This window comes from Amycolatopsis jejuensis, assembly GCF_000717335.1.
Lineage (GTDB): Bacteria > Actinomycetota > Actinomycetes > Mycobacteriales > Pseudonocardiaceae > Amycolatopsis > Amycolatopsis jejuensis.
In genome coordinates, this window is record NZ_JNYZ01000006.1 from 224,158 (window position 1) to 248,457 (window position 24,300).

The 24,300-nt window shown below is 71.6% G+C and carries 6 protein-coding genes and 1 pseudogene; 3 read left to right on the forward strand and 4 right to left on the reverse strand.

Going from position 1 to position 24,300, the window contains the following annotated elements:
* Window positions 1–173: 173 nt before the first annotated feature.
* Window positions 174–797 (forward strand): annotated as a pseudogene (locus tag OO71_RS53310) (thioesterase domain-containing protein); the annotation flags it as partial.
* A gap of 45 nt (window positions 798–842) precedes the next feature.
* On the opposite strand, the gene OO71_RS09580 reads toward OO71_RS53310, so the two are convergent.
* The 3 genes from OO71_RS09580 to OO71_RS09590 are packed head-to-tail and all read right to left on the reverse strand — an operon-like array spanning window position 843 to window position 4,554.
* Entirely contained in the window at window positions 843–2,018 is a 1,176-nt protein-coding gene (locus OO71_RS09580; RefSeq protein ID WP_033289316.1) for a cytochrome P450, read from the reverse strand.
* Between the two features lie 43 nt (window positions 2,019–2,061).
* Window positions 2,062–3,120 (reverse strand): DegT/DnrJ/EryC1/StrS family aminotransferase, encoded by a 1,059-nt coding sequence (locus tag OO71_RS09585; RefSeq protein ID WP_033289317.1) that lies wholly within the window; start codon window positions 3,118–3,120, stop codon window positions 2,062–2,064.
* A gap of 39 nt (window positions 3,121–3,159) precedes the next feature.
* Window positions 3,160–4,554 (reverse strand): glycosyltransferase, encoded by a 1,395-nt coding sequence (locus OO71_RS09590; RefSeq protein ID WP_033289318.1) that lies wholly within the window; start codon window positions 4,552–4,554, stop codon window positions 3,160–3,162.
* Window positions 4,555–4,767: 213 nt separating this feature from the next.
* Here OO71_RS09590 and OO71_RS09595 point away from each other — a divergent pair, with 213 nt between their 5' ends.
* Entirely contained in the window at window positions 4,768–6,180 is a 1,413-nt protein-coding gene (locus OO71_RS09595) for a class I adenylate-forming enzyme family protein (protein WP_033289319.1), read from the forward strand.
* Window positions 6,181–6,228: 48 nt separating this feature from the next.
* On the opposite strand, the gene OO71_RS09600 is transcribed toward OO71_RS09595, so the two are convergent.
* Window positions 6,229–7,884 (reverse strand): flavin monoamine oxidase family protein, encoded by a 1,656-nt coding sequence (locus tag OO71_RS09600; RefSeq protein WP_033289320.1) that lies wholly within the window; start codon window positions 7,882–7,884, stop codon window positions 6,229–6,231.
* Window positions 7,885–8,079: 195 nt separating this feature from the next.
* On the opposite strand from OO71_RS09600, the gene OO71_RS52075 reads away from it, so the two are divergent.
* Complete coding sequence (locus OO71_RS52075; protein WP_051791385.1) at window positions 8,080–24,252, forward strand: type I polyketide synthase; 16,173 nt, start codon at window positions 8,080–8,082, stop codon at window positions 24,250–24,252.
* The last annotated feature ends 48 nt before the right edge of the window (window positions 24,253–24,300 follow it).

The window sequence follows — 24,300 nt, forward strand, 5'->3', positions numbered from 1 at the left end:
ATGCGTTCCACGCCGGCCGGGTCCCGCAGGCGATGGGACTGCTCAAGGCCGTCGCGGCGCTCCGGCCGTCCTTCGAGATGCCCGCCGAACTGGACGAGCTCCCGCTCCCGGTCCGGCTGTCCGACGGACCCGCGGAGCCGATGCTGATCTGCATCAGCTCGCCGGTGGTGACCGGCGGTGCCCACCAGTACGCCCGCATTGCCGCCCGGTTCCGGGGCAAGCGCACGCTGTCGGCCCTTCCGCTGATCGGGTTCGCCCCCGGGGAGTCGCTGCCGGCCACTCCCGCGGCGGCGTCGAGGGTGGTCGCCGAAGGTGCCCTGGATGCCAGTGCGGGCAAGCCTTTCGTTCTCGTCGGGCACTCCTCGGCCGGAGCGCTCGCGTATGCCGCCGCCGGGGTCCTCGAGAACACCTGGGGGATCCGGCCGGACGCGGTGATCATGCTGGACACCCTCAGCCTGCGCCATGACGGCGTCGAGGGCGTCGACTTCGGCCGGATCATGGGGGACTACCTGTCCGGGCTGGAGTCGGCCTCCGAGACGCCGCCGGACAGCGCCCGGCTGTCCGCGATGAGCCGCTGGTTCAGCATGGTGGCCGGACTGGAGCCCCATCCGACGACCGCACCGGTCCTGCTCGTCCGGTGCACGGTCCCGCTCCCCGGCGCCGAGGGTGTCGGGACCGGCGAGAGCCCGGTGCCCGCGGATACGGTGCTGACGATCGAGGCCGACCACTTCTCCCTCGCCAAGGAGGATGCGCCGACCACCGCGGCCGCCATCGAGGGGTGGCTCGGTACCCGCTGACGCGCAGCAGCCGGCCCCGGGCCGAGACGCCCCGGGGCCGGCGGTTCACCACTTGACGGGCAGGGCGTGCAGGCCGAACAGAATCCCGTCGTACTTGAACGGCAGCTCGGCGACCGGAGCGGCGATCTCCAGCGTGGGGATCCGCTTGAACAACGTCCGGTAGGCGATCGCCATCTCGGACCGGACCAGGTTCTGGCCGAGGCATTGGTGCACGCCGTACCCGAACGCCACGTGGTGGCGGGCGGCACGGGCGGGATCGAACCGCGCCGGGCAGGAGAATGCGCCGCTGTCGTGGTTCGCTGCGGCGACCAGTGGGATGATGCCCTCGCCCGCTCGGATGAGCTCGCCGCCGATTTCCACATCTTCGAGTGCCACCCGCAGCGGAACCAGATCGGCGACCGAGTGGAACCGCAGGAGCTCCTCGACGACCCGGTCGTCGCCGATCCACTCCCGGTTCGCCAGCAGGGTGACGACGCCGAGCGAGATGTTGTTGGCCGTGGTCTCGTGGCCGCCGATGAGCAGAAGCATGGCCACTCCGGAAAGTTCCCGGGGCGTGAGGGTGCCTGCGGCGAGCAGCCTGCTGAGCAGATCGCTGCCGGGTCGTTGCTGTTTGAGGGCGACGAGCCGGGTGAGGTAGCGCAGGATCTCCTTGCCGGCGGCTTCGCGCTCGTCATCGGTCGAGGTGAAGGTGACCAGGACGCGGGTCTTGGCCTCGAAGAACTCGTGGTCGGCGTAGGGAACGCCGAGCAGGGTGGTGATCACCAGGGACGGCACCGGAAGCGCGAAGCCGGCCACCAGGTCGGCGGTGTTCCCGGCGGCGAGCATCGCATCGACCCGCCCGTCGACGACGCGCTGGATCTCGGGTTGCAGCTCCTTGATCTTGCGTACTGTGAACTCCGGGATGAGCGTCTTGCGGAACCGGTTGTGCTCCGGCGGATCCATCCCGACGAACCAGCCCGGCACCTGGTCCCGGCCGGGCACCCCACGGGTCCGGCCGAAACGCGGGAAACCGGCGTGGGCCGGGTCGGAACTGATCCGGTGGTCGGTGAGCACGGCGCGGACGTCCTCGTGCCGGGCCACCAGCCACGCCTTGGTGCCGGTGCCAAGGGAGGTCCTGACCAGTCCCGGGCGAGCTCGGAGGTCCGCGTACTCGGCGGGCGGGAACGGGCAGCCTGGGCGGCGGCCCGGAAAGTCGACGGTGTTCTGCTCGGCGTTCGTCATGGCCGCATTCCCTGGTTCGTCGGCGGCACCGGGTGCCGGATCCTCAAGCCACGTCGTAGAACTCGCGGATCCGGCCGGTGATGAAGGTCTGGTCGGCTTCGCTCAGCCCGGGGTAGGTCGGCAGGTAGAACCCGTCCTCGCTGAACCGGCTGGCGTTCAGTGCGGGCCAGCCGGGGTCGAGGTACCCGGGCTGCCTGCTCATCGGCTTGAAGAACACTCTGGTCTCGATCCCCGCGGCAGCAAGGAATTCGCGCAGCTCGTCGCGGCGGGACGCCCGGACGTCGTACATCCACAGCACGTCCCGTGCCGGCATCAGGGTGATCCCGGCGATCCCGGCGAGCCCGTCGTCGTAGCGTTTTTCGATGTCCCGGCGCAGGGCGAGGATCTCCTCGATCCGCTCGGTCTGCGCCAGCGCGACCGCGGCCTGCATGCTCGTCATGCGGAAGTTGTAGCCGAGCTTCTTGTGCAGGAACGTGTGCGCGGAGTCGAAGGCCATCCCGCGGAGGTGGGCCAGCTGAGCGGCCAGCCGCGGGTCGCCGGTGAGGCAGATCCCGCCTTCGCCGGCGGTGACGATCTTGTTGCCGAACAGGGAGAAACAGGCGATGTCGCCGGCCGGGCGGACGCTGTGGGCCTCGGCCGAATCCTCGACCACGCGCAGGTTGTACTCGTACGCCAGGGTCATGATCGCGTCCATGTCGCAGCGCCGCCCGTAGATGTGCACCGGCATGATCGCTTTCGTACGGGGGGTGATCTTCGCTTCGATCAGGGAGACGTCGATGTTCAGGTCGTCCCCGCAGTCCACGAAAACCGGGGTGGCACCGGTGTAGGTGACCGCCCACGCGGAGGCGATCATCGTGAACTCCGGCACGATCACCTCGTCGCCGGGACCGATGCCGAGTGCCCGCAGGGCCAGGGTCAGCGCGGTGGTCCCGGACGAGCAGGCGACGCCGTGGGCGGTCCCGTGGCAGTCCGCGAACGCCTGCTCGAACTGTTTCACGAACGGTCCCTGCGAGGAGATCCAGCCGTCGCGGACGGTCCGGGTCACGTAGTCCAGCTCGCGTGCGCCGAGCCAGGGCCGGGAAACCGGGTAGCGGATGGTCATCGTCTCCTCGTTCGTGCGGGCGGTCACTCTTGCGGGCAGTCACTGCAGGGCCGGGGAAGCGAGGACGACGTCGGCCGCGGCCCGGCGCCCGCCTGCTTCCCGTTGCTGCCGGGAGAAGTACTCGGCGCGGGCCCGGAACGAGTCCGTGCCGGCGACCTTGGTGATCTTGTCGACGACGTCGCCGGGATCGATCGTCTCCGGCCGGTCGAGGGTGAGGCTGACGCCGAAGTCCGCGCCACGGACGGCCTGGTCGTGGCAGTCGACCCACAGCGGGCGCACGACGAGCGGCTTGCCGAAGTAAAGTCCTTCGTGGTAGCCGTTTCCGCCGGCGTGGGTGAAGAACACCTTGACACTGGGGTGCGCGAGGACGTCGAGCTGGGACGGCAGCCAGCTTTCGACCCGCAGGTTGCCGGGCCGTTCGGCGGCAGGCGGCAGGAACTCCTGCTGATCGGCAGGCAGCTTCCAGAGGAACTGGTGCGTGCCTTCGAGCCGGCGGGCGACCTCGACCACCGACCGGACCTCGGCCGGAGTCAGCCGGGTGATCGTACCGAAAGCCAGGTAGACCACGGAATCCCGGGCGTCGAGCCACTCCGCGACCCGGCGGTCCTCCGGTGCCTGGGGCAGCGGCGGGATCATCGCGCCCACGAACCGCATTTTCTCCGGTACGGGGAAGGGATAGTCCAGGCCGGGGACCGAGTAGACCAGGATGGATTCGGCGGCGTCGATCCGGGCCATCTGCCCGCGGGCCTCGGGCGCGATCCCGAGTTCCGCGCGGATCCGGCCGTCCTGCGAGACCACCTTCGCCATCTCGGGGCCGAAGAACATCGCGAGCGTGCGCAGCTTGAAGAGCCGGTTCTCGATGCGCTGCGCCAGGGTCATCCGGTACGGCAGTCCCGAGTGCGGCACCGGGAAGCCCGGCGGCGTATGGCTTTTCGAGAACGGAGTGTGCGAGGTGAGCACGTTGCTCGGCATGAACGGGACGCTCAGGATGAACGGGATCTTCCTGGTGATCGCCAGCTCGACCGCGAACAGGCTCATGCTTTCGATGACCATCAGTGCCGGGCGGATCTTGTCGGCCGCGCTTTCCAGTGCGCGGTACTTGCCCACGCGCAGCTGCGGGTCCACCGTGTGCCGGAGGACCGCGCGGTGGGCTTTGAACCGCGAAGACTGGGTCACCGCCCGATAGGTCTCGTCGTCCCAGGTCACCGCGGACATCTCGGGGACGACCTCGCCGAGCGAGGCGAATTCGACCGGCGTCCCGGCAGCAGTCCGGGCAGTAATGCCTTCGACTTCGCCGCGGCGGGGCTCGTCGGTGGCGAACCAGAGGTCTTCCACGCCGCGCCCGGACAGCTCACCGGCGAGGGTCAGCAGCGGATTGAGCAGGCCGGCTTCGGGGGAGCTGACGAAGAGGATCGGACGGCGGGTCGGCTCCATGGGCACTACCTTTCCGCGGTGCGCGGGTGGCTTCCGGTGCGGGGCCCTGCCTTTGTCCCACGGGAAGTCCCGGGAAATCCCCAGTGCCGGGCGCCGGCACCGGGGTTCTGGGGATTTCCCGTGCGGGGAGCGCGGACGCTGGACGGCGGGCACCCCGGAGTGCCGTGCGGACGCTCCCCGTCCGAATCGAAGCCGAAGAAATGAGGTCCGGTCATGGCGAAAATCTGCGGTGCGGACAGTGTCCGCACCCTCGGAGAGTGGGAAGCCGACGCGGTCCGGATGGCCGGTGAACTGCGGGAGCGCGGGGTACGCCGGTCCGACCGGGTGCTGCTGAAGGCGGAGAACTCGGCAGGCTATGTGACCGCGCTCCTCGCGCTGATGCACCTCGGCGCCTCGATCGTGCTCATCGACTGCACGGAACGGGCCGCGACCACGGAACGCCTGATCACCCAGGCCCGCGTCAGGTACTGCATCGGCGGCGACGACCCCGCCCTGCCCGGCGCCGTCCCGTGCTTCCCGATTTACGAGCTGCAGCTGCATTCCGCGGGCCGGAGCGCGGCGGCGGCGGAAGCGGATGCCCTGGATGTCCGTCCGTGGTGCGAACTTCCCGACGGCCTGGTCATGTTCTCCTCCGGCTCGACCGGCGCCCCGAAGGCGATCGTGAAGTCCGGCGCCTCGTTCCTGCGGAACCTGCGCCGCAACATCGACCAGGTCGGGCACGTCGAGACCGACGTGCTCGTGCCGCTGCTGCCGTTTTCCCACCAGTACGGGCTGTCGATGGTGCTCATCGCGTGGCTCGCCCGGTGCTCGCTGGTGGTGGCCCCGTACCGGCGGCTCGACCACGCACTGCGGATGGCCGGTCTGTGCGGCGCGACGGTGTTCGACGCCACGCCGGCGACCTACCGCAGCATGCTCAACCTGGCCCGCCGCCGGCCCGTGCTGATGCGCGTGCTCGCCGGGGCGCGGATGCTCTGCTCCGGTGCCGCGCCCCTCGATCCGGTGCTCGTGGACCACTACACCGGCGAGGTCGGGCACTGCCTGCTCGACAGCTACGGCAGCACCGAACTCGGCAACGTCGCCTTTGCCACCCTGGACAACCCGGTCGCCTGCGGACGGGCGGTCGAGGGTGTGCGGCTGGCAGTGGTGGACGACGAGGGCACCGAGCTTCCGGCCGGCGAGGTGGGCGAGGTCATGGTGCACACCCCGGACGTCATGGCGGGCTACCTCGGCGAGGACGGCGAGATCGAACCGGCCGTCCGGGGCTGGTACCCGAGCGGGGACCTCGGCCGGCTGACCTCGGACGGGAGCCTGTACGTCCTCGGCCGCAAGCGGGCCGTCCACCGGATGGGCTACACCCTCTACCCGGACATGATCGAACGGCGGATGGCGGAGGCGGGCTGTGTGGCCAAGATCGTCGCGATCCCCTGCGAGCGCCGGGGCAGTGAGCTGATCTCCTTCGTCGAGGACGACCAGAACCGGGGCCTCGCCCACTGGCGGGCGGTGGCCAGAGCGGCGCTCGCCGACTACGAGCTGCCCGACCGGATGGTCGTCATCGACCGCTTTCCGCTCAACGGCACCGGCAAGCCGGACAGCAAGCGGCTCGAGGAGCTGGCCGCCTCGGCGTGAGCGGGCTGCCGGGCACGGGTGCCGTGCCCGGCATTCCGGTGCGGCCGCTCAGCGGGGCAGCTCCACCGGAGCCAGCTCGGCGAACCGGTCTCCCGGGCCGGGGTTCTCCGGTGCGGTCGCTCCGCCGAGATGGTCCAGCACGCCCCAGACGGCGTTGAGCGCGGTCGTCACCGCACCCTCGGCGAACCCCGCCGTCCACGAAATGTCGTCACCGCAGAGGAAGAACCCGCGTTGCGCGCGGGGTTCCCCGCGCTGCATGAACTGGGTGAAGAGCCGGCGCTGATAGCGGTAGTGGCCGGGGAGGCTGGCGCGGAAGGCACCCAGGAAGTGCGGCTCGTGCTCCCAGGTGATGCCGATCGGGCCGCCGATGATGTGCGAGGCGATGTCGACGTCCGGGTAGATCGCCTTCAGCTGCCGCAGGACGACGTCCATCCGCTGGGCGGCGCCGAGGGTGCGCACCTTCGCCGAATCGTCGTTCCAGCTGTAGGACAGGCACATCACGCCCGGCCGGCCGGGCCCGTCCTCGAAGAGATACACCCCGCGGGGGCTGCGGTCGGTCAGGGTCATGCCCATCACGTCCCGGCCGGTGGCCGGGTCGAGGTCCCGCCAGAACGGGCGGTCGGTGAGGACGAAAAGCTTGGAGGAGCCCATGTAGTGGGTGCGCTCGATCGCGGTCCACTGCGGGCTGCTGAGCAGTTCGGGGGCACAGTCGACGTGGCCGAGCAGAGTCCACACGTGCGGGGTGAACACGGCGGCGGCGAAGTCGCGCCGGGTACCGGAGGCGTCTTCGACGGTGATGGCCTCGCCGGAACGGCGCAGCCGCGTCACCGCCGGGCGGGGGGCGCCCGAGTTGAGCGACGACAAGGTCGTCCCGGCTGGCCAGTGCACCGGGTTCTCCGGTGCGTGGGTCCACAATCCGGCCGGGAGCCGCTGGGCGCCGCCGGTGATGCTGACCTGGTCCTCGTCGGCGTGGGTGAAGACGACCCGCAGGATCTCCAGGATGGAGTTGGGGAAATCGGTGTCCCAGCCGCCGGTGCCGAAGCCGATCTGCCCGAAGATCTCCCGGGAACGGAAGGACCCGAACGCCGACGAGGACGCCAGGAAACCGTAGAACGACTCGTCGTCCAGCTCGGCCACCAGCCGGTTCCAGAGGGCCTTGATCGCACGGACGTCGCGCCGCCGGATGGCGTCCTCCATCGACGAGCGTTCCGCACGGTCCTGCAGCACCTTGTCCCAGGCGTCGGCGACCTGCAGGTAGTCGGCAGGCAGTTCGCCCGCGGTCCGCACCCGGTGGACCACCCCGCCGAGATCGATCACCGTGCTGGGCGCGGCGGCCGAGAGCGGATTGGGAAAGGGCCGGGTCGCGAGGCCGAGCAGGCCGATGTAGTGGAACAGGGTGCTCGCCGAGGGCGGGAAACGCATCGCGCCCAGCTCCGCGAAGGAATCCGGATGGCCGGGGAAGGCGGCCGAGCGCATCCGCCCGCCCAGCTCACCGGCCTCGTGGAGAACGGGTCGCAGGCCGAGCTTCATGAGCTCGTAAGCGGCGACGAGACCGGAGATCCCGCCGCCGACCACGGCCACCGGGGTGCCGAGGCGGTGCTCCGGCAGCCGTCCGAGACCGGCCGGATGGGTCAGCCAGTCGTCGTAGCCGAAGGGGAAGTCCGGGCCGAACATGGTCATCGGATGCGGGCTGGCCAAGGTCATCGCGGTTGCCTCTCCGAAGAGAACGCCGGGGGTCGCCGCAGCCTCCCCTGCCCGGATGCGGGAAATCCCCAGACAATGCCGCCGGAGGGGGCGGATCTCCGTGGTGCTCTAGGAAAAAGTACAGGACGCAGGCTCCTACGATCGGCGTCGAAGCCAGTTTCCGGTTCCGGGCTCGAAGGGTGGTGGCGCGGCGAGATGTCCAGCGACGCAGGCAATGTCTCCGCGACCGGCGGTGCTCCCGAGGCGGCTCGCGAGCCGCGCGGTGACCTCGTCCGGAAGCTTCTCGCGATCGTCCGGCGGGCTGCCGCCACCGCGCTGGGGGTCGACGCTTCGGCGGTCGAAGATCCGTTCCGCCGCTTCGCCGATCTCGGCTTCGGCTCACTGGCGGCGGTGGAGCTGCATCGCCTGGTCCAGGCGGAGCTCGGGATTTCCTTCCCGCTCACCGATGTCTACGACCATCCCACGGCACACGACCTGACCCGGTGCCTCGCCGGGCATCTGCAGGGCACGCAACCGGCAGAGCCGGAGGTGGCGGATGCCGGGGCCGGGGGCGCGGACCCGGTGGTGATCGTCGGCGCCGCCTGCCGCGCACCCGGCGGTGTTTCCTCCCCGGAGGAGCTGTGGCAGCTCCTCCTCGACGGCGAGGACGTCATCGGGAGCTTCCCCGCCGACCGGGGCTGGGACCTCGAAGGCGCTTACGACCCGGACCCCGACCGGCCAGGGCGGACGTACTGCCGGTTCGGCGGTTTCCTCGACGGGGCAACCGGATTCGACGCGGAGTTCTTCGGGATCTCCCCGCGGGAGGCAGAGGCGATGGACCCCCAGCAGCGCCTGCTGCTGGAACTCGCGTGGGAGCTTTTCGAACGGTCCGGGATCGACCCGCTGTCGGCCGCCGGAAGCCCCACCGGAGTGTTCGTCGGCGTGGAGAACCACGAGTACGGGCCCGGCCTGCAGGACGCGCAGGACGGTGCGGAAGGGCACCTGATCACCGGTACCGCGGCCAGTATCGCGTCCGGCCGGATCGCTTACGAGTTCGGCCTGCACGGTCCCGCGCTCACGATCGACACGGCCTGCTCCTCGTCGCTGGTGGCGCTGCACGTCGCCGCCAGGGCCGTGCGGCAGGGGGAGTGCGTCCAGGCGATCGTGGGCGGCGTCGCGGTGATGGCCACTCCCGGCTCGTTCTTCGCCTACAGCCGGGTCCGCGGATTGGCCGAGGACGGGCGCTGCAAAGCATTCGGCGCGGGTGCCGACGGCACGAGCTGGAGCGAAGGTGCCGGAATGCTGCTCGTGGAACGCCTCTCCACGGCGACCGAGCGCGGGCACCGGGTGCTGGCGGTGCTCCGGGGTTCCGCGGTGAATTCCGACGGCGCCAGTGCGGGCCTCACCGCTCCGAACGGTCTCGCGCAGCAGCAGGTCATCCGGCAGGCACTGGCCGATGCCGGCCTCCGTCCGTCGCAAGTGGACGCGGTGGAGGCACACGGCACCGGCACGACACTCGGCGACCCGATCGAAGGTGCCGCGCTGCAAGCGGTGTACGGCGCCGGGCGGAACGCCGGGCGGCCGCTGCTGCTGGGCTCGGTCAAGTCGAACATCGGCCACCCCCAGGCCGCCGCCGGGATCCTCGGCGTGATCAAGATGGTCTCGGCGATGGGAGCCGGGCTGCTGCCCCGGACCCTGCACGCGGATCCGCCCACCCCGCACGTGGACTGGGCCGCGGGCACCATGGAACTCCTCACCCGGCAACAGGAATGGCCCGGACACGAGGAGCCGCGGCGGTGCGCGGTCTCGTCGTTCGGCTTCAGCGGCACCAATGCCCACGTGGTCCTCGAGGAGGCCCCCGGTCGCGGTACCGCGGAGGCCGAGGTCCCCGATCCGGGCGGCCCGGTGCCGCTCGTGCTGTCGGCTCGCAGCCGGTCCGCGCTGCGTGCCCAGGCCGCGCGGCTGCGCGACGTGGTGCTTTCCGGCGCCCGGCCGCTGGACGTCGCGTTCTCGTCGGCTGACGGCCGTGCCGCGCTGCCGTACCGCGCGGTGGTCCTGGACGCCGGGTCGGGCGGTCTCGCCGCGGTGGCCGAGGGCGAAGAGCACGCGGCGGTCCGCGAGGGGACCGCTCAGCACGGACGGCTCGCGTTCGTCTTTCCCGGTCAAGGCGCACAGCGGCCGGGCATGGGACGGGAACTGCATGCCCGGTTCCCGGTGTTCGCCGAGGCTTTCGACGACGCGTGTGCCGAAGCCGGCCGGTACCTCGACCGGCCGCTGAAGTCCGTGGTGTTCGCCGAGCCGGGCTCGGCCGAAGCCGCGTTGCTGGTCCGGACGGAGTACACCCAGCCGGCTCTGTTCGCCTTCCAGGTGGCGCTGTTCCGCCTCCTGGAGTCGTGGGGAGTGCGGCCGGACGTCGTCACCGGCCATTCGATCGGCGAGGTGGCCGCGGCACACGTCGCCGGGATCTGGTCGCTGCCGGACGCCGCCGCGTTCGCCGCGCATCGCGGCCGGTTGATGCAGGACTTGCCCGCGGGCGGCGCGATGGTCGCGGTCCGCGCGACCGAGGACCGGGTTCGCGAACTTCTCTCCGCGCGCCCCGGTGAGGTGTGCGTCGCGGCGGTCAACGGGCCCGAAGCCGTGGTCCTTTCCGGACCGGAGGCCGACGTGCTGGCGTTGTCGGCGGAGCTGTCCGGGCAGGGCATCAAGTGCACGCCGCTGCGGGTCAGCCATGCCTTCCACTCGTCGCTGATGGAGCCCGCGCTGGACGACCTGCGCTGGGTCGCCGAGGTGCTGACCTACCGGGAGCCGGACCTCCCGATCGTCTCCACCGTCTCCGCTGCCGAGGATCTCGGCACCCCCGGATACTGGGTGCGCCAGGCCCGTGAGCCGGTGCGCTTCGCCGACGCCGTCGCCACCCTCGGCGCCGACGGGGTCACCTCGGTGCTCGAACTCGGCGCCGGCCCCGTCTTGTCCGGGATGACTGCCGAGATCCTTGCGGACGTGGACAGCTTCGCGGCGCCGGTCCTGCGCGCCGGCGAGGACGAGGCGGCCTCGATCGTCGCCACCATGGCCGCGCTGCACGTCCGCGGCGCCGGACCGGACTGGTCGCGGTTCTTCGCCGGTCGCGGCGCCCGCCGGATCGATTTGCCCACGTATCCCTTTCAGCACCGCCGGTTCTGGTCCGCACCAGGACGCGTCAAGTCCACTGTGGACCATCCGGTTCTCGACGGCGCCGCCGATCTGGCCGCGACCGGCGAGACGATCTTCACCGGCCGGATCTCCTCGCGCACCCATGACTGGCTCGGTGACCACCGGGTGCTCGGCCGGGTCGTCGTCCCGGGTACCGCGCTGGTGGAGCTGGCCGTCCGGGCGGGGGACGAGGCAGGCTGCGCCCGGGTGTCCGAGCTCGTCCTGGAGGCTCCGCTCGTCGTCGATGCGGCGGACGTCGTCCAGGTGCAGGTGACGGCCGGCACGCCGGGGGAAGCCGGTACCCGGCCGGTCGCCGTCCACGCCAGGAAAGAGGGCACGGCGGACTGGACCCGGTATGCCTCGGGGGTACTCGCCCCGGGTACGCCCGCGTTCGAATTCGCCGGCGAGTGGCCGCCGGACGGCGCGTCGGCGATCGACCTGTCCGGGTGCTACGACCGCTTGGCGCACACAGGTCTCGAGTACGGCCCGGCGTTCCGCGGGCTGACCGCGGCGTGGCAGCGGGGGGACGAGATCTTCGCCGAGGTCCGGCTGCCCGATTCCGTTGCGCCGCAGACCTTCGGGCTGCATCCGGCACTACTGGACGCCGCGCTGCACGCGCCGGCCGCGGTCGGCTCCGGCCCGGCCACCGTGCCGTTTTCCTGGACCGACGTCGCCTTGCATGCCGGCCGCGCGTCGGCGCTGCGGGTGTGCGTGCGCCCGGCCGGTGCGGACGCAGTGCAGATCCTGGCGACCGATCCTGCTGGTACCCCGGTGTTTTCGGCGGCGTCGCTCGTGCTGCGCCCGCCGTCGTTCCCCGGTGCCGTCGACGGGGCCGCCGACCATCTCTGGGCCCTGGACTGGATTCCGCTGCCGGTCGACGCTGACGCACAGGACTGTTTCACCGTGCTCGGCGCCGACCGCTGGGACGTGGCGAACGGTCTGCGGGAGGCCGCGAATTCGGTGGAGAGCCACGCTCATCCGTGTGCCGACGGCGCGACGGTCTTCGTGCTGCCGGTCGACGGGACGGCCGGCTACCGGGCCGCGCTCACCGAGACCCTGTCGACCGTGCGTGCCTGGCTGGTGGATGCCCGGTTCGACGACACCCGGCTGGTGGTCGTCACCCGCGGGGCACTGCAGTGCGCCGGGGAACCCGTCACCGATCCGGCCGCCGCGCCGGTGTGGGGCCTGATCCGATCGGCGCAGGCCGAACACCCGGACCGGCTCGTCCTCGCCGACTTCGACGGCGCGACCGGCATCGCCACCTCGGCCGCAGTCCTCGCCGGGCTGGTGGCTTCCGGTGAACCGCAGGCGATCGTCCGCGGTGGGGAAGCCCGGGCTGCCCGGCTCACCCGGCTCACCGGATCCGCGGCGGCCGGTCTGCTTCCGCCGGCGGGGGAGACCCCGTGGCAGCTGGCGAGCCCGCGGCCGGGGAGCGTGGACGAGCTGACCCTGTCTCCGGTCGCCACCGTCCCGCTTTCGGGCCGGGAAGTGCGGTTGCGGGTCACCGCGGCCGGCGTGAACTTCCGGGATGTGCTCACCACGCTCGGCATGTACCCGGGCGAAGCAGGCCCGCTCGGCGCGGAAGCGGCCGGGGTGGTGGCCGAAACCGGACCGGACGTCCGCGACCTGGAACCGGGTGACCGGGTCATGGGCATGGTGGACGGCGCTTTCGGTCCTGCCGCCGTCGCCGACGAACGGTTCCTGATCGCGGTGCCGTCCGGCTGGTCCGAAGTGGACGCGGCGGCGGTGCCGCTGGTCTTCCTGACCGCCTGCTACGCCTTGGGCGACCTCGCCGGGCTCCGTCGCGGCGAGTCCGTCCTGATCCACGCGGGGGCCGGTGGCGTCGGCATGGCCGCGATCCAGTACGCCCGGCATCTCGGCGCGGAAGTCTTCGCGACGGCGAGCGAAGGCAAGTGGGACACCCTCCGGGCGCTCGGCGTCGCCGAGGACCACCTCGCCTCTTCCCGGACGACCGGCTTCGAGCAGCGTTTCCTTGCCACGACCGGAGGACGGGGCGTGGACGTGGTCCTGAACTCGCTGACGGGCGAGTTCACCGACGCCTCGCTGCGCACTCTCGCCCCCGGCGGCCGGTTCCTCGAAATGGGCAAGACCGACATCCGCGAGCCGGCCGGGGTGGCTTACCGGGCCTTCGACCTGTCCGAAGCCGGTCCGGACCGGATCCGGGAAATGCTGGCCGCTCTGGTGGAGTTGTTCGCCGCCGGGGTGCTGGCGCCGCTGCCGGTCGAGGACTGGGATGTGCGGCGGGCGCCGGAGGCGTTCCGGTACCTGAGCCAGGCCCGGCACGTCGGCAAGGTCGCGCTGCGGATGCCGGGTGCCTGGGATCCGGAGGGCACCGTCCTGATCACCGGCGGCACCGGCGGGCTCGGCAGCCTGCTCGCGCGTCATCTCGTGACCGAGCGCGGGGTCCGGCATCTGGTACTGGCGAGCAGCCGCGGCCCCGAGGCCGAAGGCGCGCCGGAACTCGTTGCCGAACTGGAAAAGGCGGGCGCCCGGGTTTCGGCGGTCGCCTGCGATGTAAGCGATCGCGCCGCAGTTGCGGCTCTGCTCGCCGGTCTGCCGGAGAAGCATCCGCTGACCGCGGTCGTCCATGCCGCGGGCGTGGTCGACGACGGGCTGCTGACCTCGCTCACCCCGGACCGCCTCGACACCGTGCTCGCCCCGAAGCTGGACGCTGCGTGGCATCTGCACGAACTCACCGCGGACCGCGACCTCGCCGCGTTCGTCCTGTTCTCCTCCGTCGCGGGCACGTTCGGCAGCCCCGGACAGGGCAACTACGCGGCCGCGAACGCCGGACTGGACGCGCTCGCCCAGCACCGCCGCGACCTCGGTCTCCCGGCCACCGCACTCGCCTGGAGCGCTTGGGCACCGGGCAGCGGAATGACCGCGGCGCTGTCCGGCCCCGATCTCGCCCGCTTTGCCGATGCGGGCCTTCCCCCGCTCACGGCAGACCGGGCGCTCTCTTTGTTCGACACCGCGCTCGGCTCCGCCGCGCCGGTGATCGTCGCGGCGACCGTGGACCTGTCCCGGCACCGCGACGAGGTGCCGCACGTACTCCGCGGACTCGTGCGGGCCCCGGTCCGCCGCTCGGTCGCCGCCGCCCCTGCCGCGGCGGCACCGCTGGCCGCCCGCCTTCGCGAACTGCCCGGACCGGACCGTGAACGCCTGCTCGTCGAGCTGATCCAGGACGAGGCCGCCGCGGTGCTGGGGCATGCCCGAGCCGGGCAGGTCGAACCGGACCGTGCGTTCAAGGACCTCGGCTTCGATTCGCTGACCTCGGTGGAACTGCGGAACAAACTCGCCGCGGCGACCGGTTTCCGGCTCACTCCGACGGCGGCCTTCAGTCATCCGACCCCGCGGGCCCTCGCCGCGCACCTGCTCGCCGAACTGGCGGAGAAGCCCGCCCCGGCGCGTCCCGCCCCGGCTGCGACGGCGGTTGCCGACCCGATCGTCATCGTCGGGATGAGCTGCCGCTACCCCGGCGGGGTGCGCTCGCCGGACGACCTGTGGGACCTGGTTTCCTCGGACCGCGACGCGATCGGCGGTTTCCCCGCCGACCGAGGGTGGGATCTCGCCGGGCTCTACGACCCGGACGGGCTCCGGCCGGGGACGTCGATCACCCGCTCGGGCGGGTTCCTCGACGGCGTGGCCGGGTTCGACGCCGGGTTCTTCCGGATGAGCCCGCGCGAGGCACTGGCCGCGGACCCGCAGCAGCGGATCCTGCTCGAAGTGTCGTGGGAGGCGTTCGAAGCGGCCGGGATCGTTCCCGGATCGCTCGCGGGAACGGCCACCGGAGTGTTCATCGGTGCCTCGGCCAGCGGCTACGCGGTACTGCTGCCCGAGGCCAGCCGCGCCGAAGGGTTCGTCCTGACCGGGAACACGGCGAGCGTGATGTCCGGCCGGATCTCCTACGCCTTCGGCCTCGAAGGCCCCTCGATGACCGTCGACACCGCGTGCTCCTCGTCGTTGGTCGCCCTTCACTCGGCCGCGCAAGCCCTGCGGCTGGGGGAGTGCTCGCTCGCCTTGGCCGGCGGCGTGGCCGTGCTCGCGGAACCGTCGATGTTCGTCGAGTTCAGCAGGCAGGGCGGGCTGGCCGCGGACGGCCGGTGCAAGTCGTTTTCCGCGGATGCGGACGGGACCAGCTGGGCCGAAGGGGCCGGAATGCTCGTGCTGGAGCGGCTTTCCGACGCCCGGCGCCGTGGTCACCGGGTCCTCGCCACGCTCCGCGGCAGCGCGGTGAACTCCGACGGGACGTCGAACGGGCTCACCGCGCCGAACGGTTCGGCGCAGCGGCGGGTCATCCGGCAGGCGTTGGCGGGGGCCGGTCTGTCCACTTCGGACGTCGATGCGGTGGAGGCGCACGGCACCGGGACCGCGCTGGGCGACCCGATCGAAGCGGAAGCACTGCTCGCGACCTACGGGCAGGACCGGGAGCGCCCGCTGTGGCTCGGATCGGTGAAGTCCCATCTCGGCCATCCGCAGGCAGCGGGCGGGGTCGCGGGCGTGATCAAGATGATCATGGCGATGCGGCACAGCGAACTTCCGCGCAGCCTGCACGCCGGTACCCCGTCGTCGCGGGTGGACTGGTCGGCGGGCTCGGTCGGCCTGCTCGCCGAACCGGTCGCCTGGGTGAGCGACGTCCCGCGCCGGGCGGGGGTCTCGTCCTTCGGGATCAGCGGGACCAACGCGCACGTGATCGTCGAGGAACCTCCGGTCCCCGAAGCGCTGCCGGAGCCACCGGCACCACGGCCGGTGCCGTGGCTGGTGTCGGCGAAGACCGAGGAAGCACTGGCGGACCAGGTCGACCGGCTCACCTCCTTTGCCGAGCGCAATCCGCAGCTGACGGCAACGGATATCGGCTACTCGCTGGCCGCCCATCGCTCGGTCTTCGGGCACCGCGCCGCGTTGCTGCCGGGGCCGGACGGAGTACGGGAAATCGCCCGCGGGGCCGCGGCCACCGGTCCGGTGGCGATGCTGTTCGCCGGTCAGGGATCGCAACGGCTCGGCATGGGCCGGGAACTCCATGCTCGGTTCCCCGCGTTCGCCGAGGCGTTCGAAGAGATCGCGGCGGAGCTCGGCGCCGGACTGGACCGCCCGCTGCGCGACGTCGTCTGGGGCGACGACCACGACCTGCTCGAGCAGACGGGCTGGGCGCAGCCTGCGCTGTTCGCGGTCGAGGTCGCGCTGTTCCGGCTCCTCGAATCCTTCGGGGTCAGCCCGGGTTTCGTCGCCGGGCACTCGATCGGCGAAATCGCCGCGGCGCACGTCGCCGGTGTTTTGTCCGCGGCCGATGCCGGGACAATGGTGACGGCACGGGGCCGGTTGATGCAGGCGTTGCCGGGTAACGGTTCGATGGTGTCGGTGCAGGCGGCCGAAGCCGAGGTCCGGCCGCTGCTGGCCGGTCACGAGAGCACGGTCTCCCTTGCCGCGGTGAACGGTCCGGACGCGGTGGTGCTCTCCGGCGAGGAAAGTGCGGTTTCGGCGATTGCCGCCACCTTCGCCGCACAAGGACGCAAGATCCGGCGGCTTCCGGTGTCGCACGCGTTCCACTCGCCGCTGATGGAACCGATGCTGGCCGAATTCCGTGGTGTGGTGGAAGGACTCGACCTGCGCCTGCCCCGGCTTCCGGTGGTTTCGGCCGTGACCGGCGCCCTCGCCGGAGCCGAGATCCTTGGCACACCGGACTATTGGGTCCGGCAGGTGGCCGAAACGGTGCGGTTCGCCGATACGGTCGCGGCCCTGCGCGACGCAGGCGCGGCCGGTTTCCTGGAAATCGGCCCGGACGGCGTGCTTTCCGCCATGGCGCGGCACAATCTTCCCGCCGAAGCAGTGGTGATCCCGGCACTGCGCAAGGATCGGAGCGAGGAGACGTCGATCGTCGCCGCGCTCGCCGGGCTGCACGTACTGGGAACGCCGATCGACTGGCCGGAGTTCTTCAGCGGCAGGGGCGCCCGCAGCGTGGATCTGCCGACCTACGCCTTCCAGCACGAGCGGTTCTGGCCCGAACCCGGGCCGGATTCCCCGGAACCGGCTGCGGACGACCGGTTCTGGGCAGCAGTGGAGCACGCGGATCCCGAGGTGCTGGCCGGGGAGCTCGGGGTCACCGGTGCGGCACTGGGCGAGGTGGTCCCGGCGTTGTCGGCCCGGCGCAGGCAGTACCGGGACGAGTCCACAGTGGACTCATGGTGGTACCGCGAAACCTGGCTGCCGCTGCCCGGTCCGGCTTCGCCCGGACTTCCCGGCTGCTGGCTGGTGGTCGTGCCACCGGCGCACTTCGAGGACGCGTGGATCGAGTCGGTGGTCGAAGCGCTCGGCCCGGCGGCGATCCGGCTCGACGCCGCGGGTACCGGGCGGGCCGAGCTGGCCGCGCAGCTGAGCGACCTGGCCCCCGATCGGCTGGCCGGAATCGTGTCACTGCTGGCTTTCGCCGAGTCCGGCGCGGCCGCGACCGCCGGGCTGCTCCAGGCACTCGGCGAGGTGGGGAGCACCGCTGCGGTCTGGGCGGTGACCCGCGGAGCGGTCTCCACCGGCCGGGCCGATCCGCCGACGGCCGTCGCGCAGGCCGGGGTGTGGGGGCTGGGCCGGGTGGCGGCGCTGGAGTACCCGCAGCTGTGGGGTGGCCTGATCGACCTGCCGGACGTGCTCGACCAGCGGGCCGCGGGCCGGTTCCGCGGCGTGCTCGCGGACGCTGCCGAAGACCAGATCGCCGTCCGGGCGTCCGGGGTGTTCGGCCGCCGTCTGGTGCCCGCACCCCCCGGCGACGACCGGCCGGGATGGCGGCCCACCGGCACGGTGCTGATCACCGGCGGCACCGGTGCGCTGGGTGCGCACGTCGCCAGGGACCTGGCTGCGAAAGGCGTTCCGCACGTAGTGCTGGCGAGCCGTCGCGGAGCAGACGCGCCGGGAGCGGCGCAGTTGCGCGACGAACTGACGGCACTGGGTACGCAGGTCACGGTGTGCGCGTGTGATGTCTCGGACCGGGAAGCGGTCCGGGACCTGCTGGCTGGGCTTCCCGCCGAGTTCCCGCTGACCGCGGTCGTGCACACCGCGGGCGTGCTCGACGACGGCGTGCTCGACGCGCTGACTCCGGATCGGTTCGACCCGGTATTCCGGGCGAAGGTCACCTCGGCGCTCGTGCTGGACGAGCTGACCCGGGACCTCGGTCTCGAGGCGTTCGTGCTGTTCTCGTCGATTGCCGGTGCGGTGGGCAGCCCGGGACAAGGCAACTACGCGGCGGCCAACGCCGTGCTCGACGCGATTGCCCAGCGGCGGCGCGCCGACGGGCTCGCGGCCACGTCGATCGCGTGGGCGGCGTGGGCCGGTGACGGAATGGCGGCCGGTGCGTCGGATCGCGCCCGGCGGCTGGGCGGCGCTTCGCTCGAACCGGGACCGGCGCTCGCCGCGCTGAGCCGGGCCGTCACCGAGGCGGCGGGGAATCCGGTGGTCGCCGATCTGCGTGATCCGTTGCTGCTGAACACCTTGCTCGGGCTGCGGCCGAGCCCGCTGCTTGCGGAGCTGCCCGAAGCCCGCCGGGTTGCGCCGGACGAGCCGTCCGCCGGGGCCGGACTGCGCGGGCAGCTGGGCGAACTGCCCGAAGCCGACCGGTCCGCGATGCTCCTGGAGATCGTCCGTACCCACGCCGCGGCCGTGCTCGGCCATGGTTCGGCGGCTGCGGTCCGCGCCGGTGCCGCCTTCCGGGACCTCGGGTTCGATTCCCTGACCGGGGTCGAAGTGGCCAACCAGCTTGCCGTCGCCACCGGAGTGGCGCTGCCGGCCACGGTGGTGTTCGACTATCCGACGCCTGCGGAACTGGCCGAGCACCTGCTGCGGGAGCTGCTGGACGGTGCCCGGCCGCGGCCGGTCGTGCCCCCTCGGCCGGAGGTCGTGGACGAGCCGATCGCGATCGTCGGGATGGGGTGTCGTTTCCCGGGTGGGGTTGCGTCGCCGGAGGATCTGTGGCGGTTGGTGGCCGAGGGGCGTGAGGTGATTTCGGGGTTCCCGGTGGATCGTGGCTGGGATCTGGATGCGCTGGCGGGGGACGGCCGGGGGAACAGCGTCACCGGACAGGGCGGATTCCTCGACGACGTCGCGGGGTTCGATGCGGAGTTCTTCGGGGTGTCTCCGCGGGAGGCGCTGGCGATGGATCCGCAGCAGCGGTTGCTGCTGGAGACGTCGTGGGAGGCGGTCGAACGGGCCGGGATCAGCCCGGCAGCCCTGCGGGGAACCTCCACCGGAGTGTTCATCGGCACCAATGGCCAGGACTACGCGAACCTGGTGCAGAACTCTCCCGAGGACGTCGAAGGCCATGCCACCACCGGGTTGGCGGCGAGTGTGGTGTCCGGGCGGATTTCTTACACCTTCGGTTTCGAAGGTCCGGCAGTCACTGTCGACACGGCGTGTTCTTCTTCTCTGGTCGCGTTGCATTGGGCCGCACAGGCATTGCGGTCGGGTGAGTGTTCGCTGGCGCTCGCCGGTGGGGTGACCGTGATGTCGACGGCCACCGGTTTCGCCGGGTTCAGCCGTCAGGGTGGGTTGGCTCCGGACGGCCGGTGTAAGGCGTTTTCGGATGATGCGGACGGCACCGGGTGGGCTGAGGGTGCTGGTGTCCTCGTCGTCGAGCGGTTGAGTGACGCGGTGCGCAATGGGCACGAGGTTCTTGCGGTGGTGCGGGGTTCGGCGGTGAATCAGGATGGGGCGTCGAATGGGTTGACGGCGCCGAATGGTCCGTCGCAGCAGCGGGTGATTCGGCAGGCGTTGGCGGGTGCTGGTCTGTCTGCTTCGGATGTTGATGCGGTGGAGGCGCATGGGACGGGGACGGTGTTGGGGGATCCGATTGAGGCGCAGGCGATTCTGGCGACTTACGGCCAGGACCGGGAGATTCCGTTGTGGTTGGGGGGAGTCAAGTCGAATCTTGGGCACACTCAGGCTGCGGCGGGGGTGGCTGGGGTGATCAAGATGGTGATGGCGTTGCGGCACGGGATCTTGCCGGAGACGCTGCACGTTACTGAACCATCGTCGCGGGTGGATTGGTCGGCTGGGTCGGTGTCGTTGCTGACTGAGCAGGTGTCGTGGCCGGAGGTGGGGCGTCCGCGGCGGGCGGGGGTGTCGTCGTTCGGGCTCAGTGGCACTAATGCGCACGTGATTGTCGAGCAAGCCCCGCCGGTTGCTCTGGACACTGTGGACAGTGCGGATTCCGTGGTGCCGTGGCTGCTGTCGGCCAAGTCGGCGGCGGCCTTGACCGCGCAGATCCGGCAGCTGACGGAATTCTCGGAGCTCAACCCCGGAATCCCGGCGGCCGGCATCGGCCGTGGCCTCGCCACCGGCCGTGCGGTGTTCGACCACCGGGCCGTGGTGCTGGCCGGGACTTCGTCCGTGGTCCGGGGGCTGGCGGCGGAACGTTCCGTCGCGGTGGTGTTTTCCGGACAGGGCGGCCAGCGGCTCGGGATGGGCCGGGAGCTCTACGAGCATTTCCCCGCCTTCGCGGACGCGTTCGACGCGGTGGCCGCCGGACTGGACCGGGACCTGGACCGTCCGGTGCGCGAGATCATGTGGGGCGAGGACGCCGACCTGCTTGATCGGACGGGGTATGCCCAGCCCGCGTTGTTCGCGATCGAGGTCGCACTGTTCCGGTTCCTGGAGTCGCTGGCGGTGCGCGTTTCCCGGGTGGCGGGGCACTCGATCGGCGAAATCGCGGCCGCGCACGTCGCCGGAGTCCTTTCGCTGGCCGACGCTTGCACTTTGGTGTCGGCGCGGGCCCGGTTGATGCAGGCGCTTCCGGCCGATGCGGGAGCGATGGTGTCCGTCGCCGCGACCGAGGCCGCCGTGCTGCCCCTGCTGGCCGGGCACGAGACCACGGTGTCGATGGCCGCGGTCAATGGGCCGGAGTCGGTCGTGCTCGCGGGTACCGAGGATGCGGTGTCGGCAATTGCCCGGCAGCTGGAGGAAAAGGGGTGCAAGACCAAGCGGCTGGCGGTGTCGCATGCCTTTCATTCGCCGTTGATGGAGCCGATGCTGGCCGATTTCGCCGACGCCATCGCCGGTCTGTCGTTCGCGGAACCGCGGATCGCCGTGGTGTCGACCGTGACTGGCAAGGTGGCCGGTCCCGGGGAGCTGTCCTCGCCGGACTACTGGGTGCGGCAGGTGCGGGACCCCGTTCGGTTCGCCGACGGCGTGCGGACCCTCATCGATGAAGGCGTGGACACCGTTCTGGAGCTCGGTCCCGGCGGGGTGCTCGCCGGACTGGCTCTCGACCTCGTCGACCCGGCCGGAGTGACCGTGGTTTCCGCGCTGCGGCGGGATCGGGGCGAGCAGGCCGCGCTCCTCTCGGCACTGGCCCGGATGCACGTCAGCGGGGTCGGGGTCGACTGGACCTCGTTGTTCGCCGGCGCAGCGGGAAACGTCAGCCTGCCGACCTACCCGTTCCAGCGCAGCCGTTACTGGCTCGCCCCGGCCGCCGAGGCAGGCGACGCCGAGTCCGTCGGCCTCACGCCGGCCGGGCACCCGCTGCTCGACGGTTTCGTCGCACTGGCCGGGGACGCGGGCGTGGTGTTCACCAGCCGCCTGTCCTCGCGTTCCCATCCGTGGCTCGCCGACCACGTGGTGCAGGGCAGTGTCTTGTTCCCCGGCACGGGTTTCGCCGAGCTGGCGATCCGGGCCGGCGACGAGGCAGGCTGCCCGCGGATCGAGGAGCTCACTCTCGAGTCGCCACTGGTCCTGCCCGATCAGGGCGCCGTACAGGTGCGGGTGTCGGTGGGCGCACCCACCGGCACCGGCAGCCGCGCGGTCCTGATCCATTCCCGGCCGGCCGGGAACAGCGACGCATCCTGGCAGCAGCACGCCTCCGGCCACCTGTCCTGTGCGGCGCCCGCTCCGGCGGCCGACGACGCGGTCTGGCCTCCGGCCGGGGCGGAGCCGGTCCAGGTGACGGATTGCTACGCGGACTTCGCCGGTCTCGGCTTCGAGTACGGCCCGTCCTTCCGGGGCCTGCAAGCGATGTGGCGCCGCGACGGCGAGCTGTTCGCCGAAGTGCGGCTGCCCGAGGACGTACCGGAGGCGGGCACGTTCGGGCTGCACCCGGCGCTGCTCGATGCCGCGCTGCACCCGTGGCTGGTCCGGAGTTCAGGCCAGGACCGGACGGGTCCGGTCCCGTTCTCGTGGGAAGGGGTTTCCCTGCACGCGACGGGCGCGTCGGCACTGCGGGTCCGGTTGGTGCCGACCGGTGCGGACACGATGTCGATCACCATCACCGATCCGGCCGGGCGTCCGGTCGCCACCGTCGAGTCGCTGATCTCGCGTCGTCTCTCGGGCACCCAGCTCCGTGCTGCCGGTGCGGCTGCCGGGGACGCGGTATTCGGCGTGGACTGGACACCCTTGTCCACCGAGGTGTCCGCGCCGCCGGGTTCGGTCGCTGTGCTGGGTAGAGACCCGTTCGGCGTGGCCGGTGTCCTGCGGGCTTCCGGTTCCGTGGTAAGCGAAAGCGCTGGCTTGACCTCGATGGCGGAGGTCCCGGACGTCGTACTGGCCTGCCTCGCCGGGGACCCCGATCGGCCGGTGGACTCCGCACACGCGCTGAGCACCGGCACGCTCGGCCTGCTTCAGGAGTGGCTCGCCACCGAGCGGTTCGCCCGGTCGTCGCTGGTCTTCGTCACCCGCGGCGTGACGAGCGGAGAAGACCTCGCGGCGTCGGCTGCGTGGGGGCTCGTGCGCACTGCGCAGTCGGAGCACCCGGACCGCTTCGGGCTGATCGATCTCGACCCGCACGGAGACCTCGCCGCACTGGGGACGGCGTTGACCGCGGACGAACCGCAACTCGCGATCCGCGAGGGCGGGGTTTCCGCCGCGCGCCTCGTGCGGAAGCCGCCCGAGCCACGGCCGCTCGGCTGGGACCCCGGCGGCACCGTGCTGATCACCGGCGGTACCGGGGGACTGGGCCGCTTGCTGGCCCGGCATCTGGTGGCCGGGCACGATGTCCGGCGGCTCGTGCTGGCCAGCCGGTCCGGCCCCGCCGCGCCGGAGGCGGAAAAGTTCGTGGCAGAACTGGCCGAACTGGGCGCGGACGTGTCCGTGGTCGCCTGCGACGTCGCGGACATCGACGCCGTCCGCGCACTGGTCGGCGCCATCCCCGCCGGTCATCCGCTCACCGCGGTCGTGCACACCGCCGGAGTACTCGACGACGGCGTACTCGGCGCGCTGACCCCCGGCCGGGTCGAGGACGTCCTGCGGGCGAAGGTGGACTCGGCGTGGCACCTCCACGAGGTCACCCGTGAGCTCGATCTCGCCGCGTTCGTGCTGTACTCGTCGATCGCGGGCGTGCTGGGCAGCCCCGGACAGGGCAACTACGCGGCCGCGAACACCTTCCTCGATTCCCTTGCCCGGCACCGCAAACACGAGGGGCTGCCCGCAGTGTCGCTGGCGTGGGGGCCGTGGGAGCAGCACACCGGAATGACCGCGAACCTGTCCGGCGCGGACCTCGCCCGCCTCGAGCGGGACGGTGTGGCTGCCCTTCCGGTGGAGCAGGGGCTGGCGCTGTTCGACCTCGCGGCGGGTTCGGCCGAACCCGTGGTCGTGCCTGCCCGCCTTGCCACCGCGTCCCTGCGGGCCCGGCGGGAAGTACCGCGGCTGCTGCAGAGCCTGGTCCCGGCGAGCCGCCCGGAAGTGGCCCGGACGGCGGAGACGGTGGTCCAGCGGGCCGCGGGGCTCTCCGGTGGCGAGCGGGCGCGGTTCGTGCTGGAGTTCGTGCGCACCGAGGTGGCCGCCGTGCTGGGCCATTCCTCCCCGGCCTCGATCGGCATCACGCGGGACTTCCGGGACCTCGGCTTCGATTCGCTGACGTCGGTCGAGCTCCGGAACCAGCTGACCACCGCCACCGGCTTGCGGTTGCCCTCGACGCTGGTGTTCGACCACCCGACGCCCGAGGCCGTAGCCACGTACCTTTCGGCGCGGCTCCCCGGCGACGGTGCCCGGCAGCCGGGTCCGGCACTCGAGGAACTGGCCCGGTTCGAGGCCGCGCTGAAGGCGGACGACTCCGAGCTTGCAGTGGTCGCCCAGCGGCTCGAAGAGCTGGCTGCCCGGTTGCGGCGTCCCGCGGGATCGGAGGACGGGAATTCCCCGGCGCCCCAGGGAGACATCGCTTCGGCGTCCCTCGACCAGCTGCTCGGGATCATCGACGACGAATTCGGCTGAGGCCGGGCCCCTACCCCTGCCGCGACGACGATCGGATGAGGACAAGCC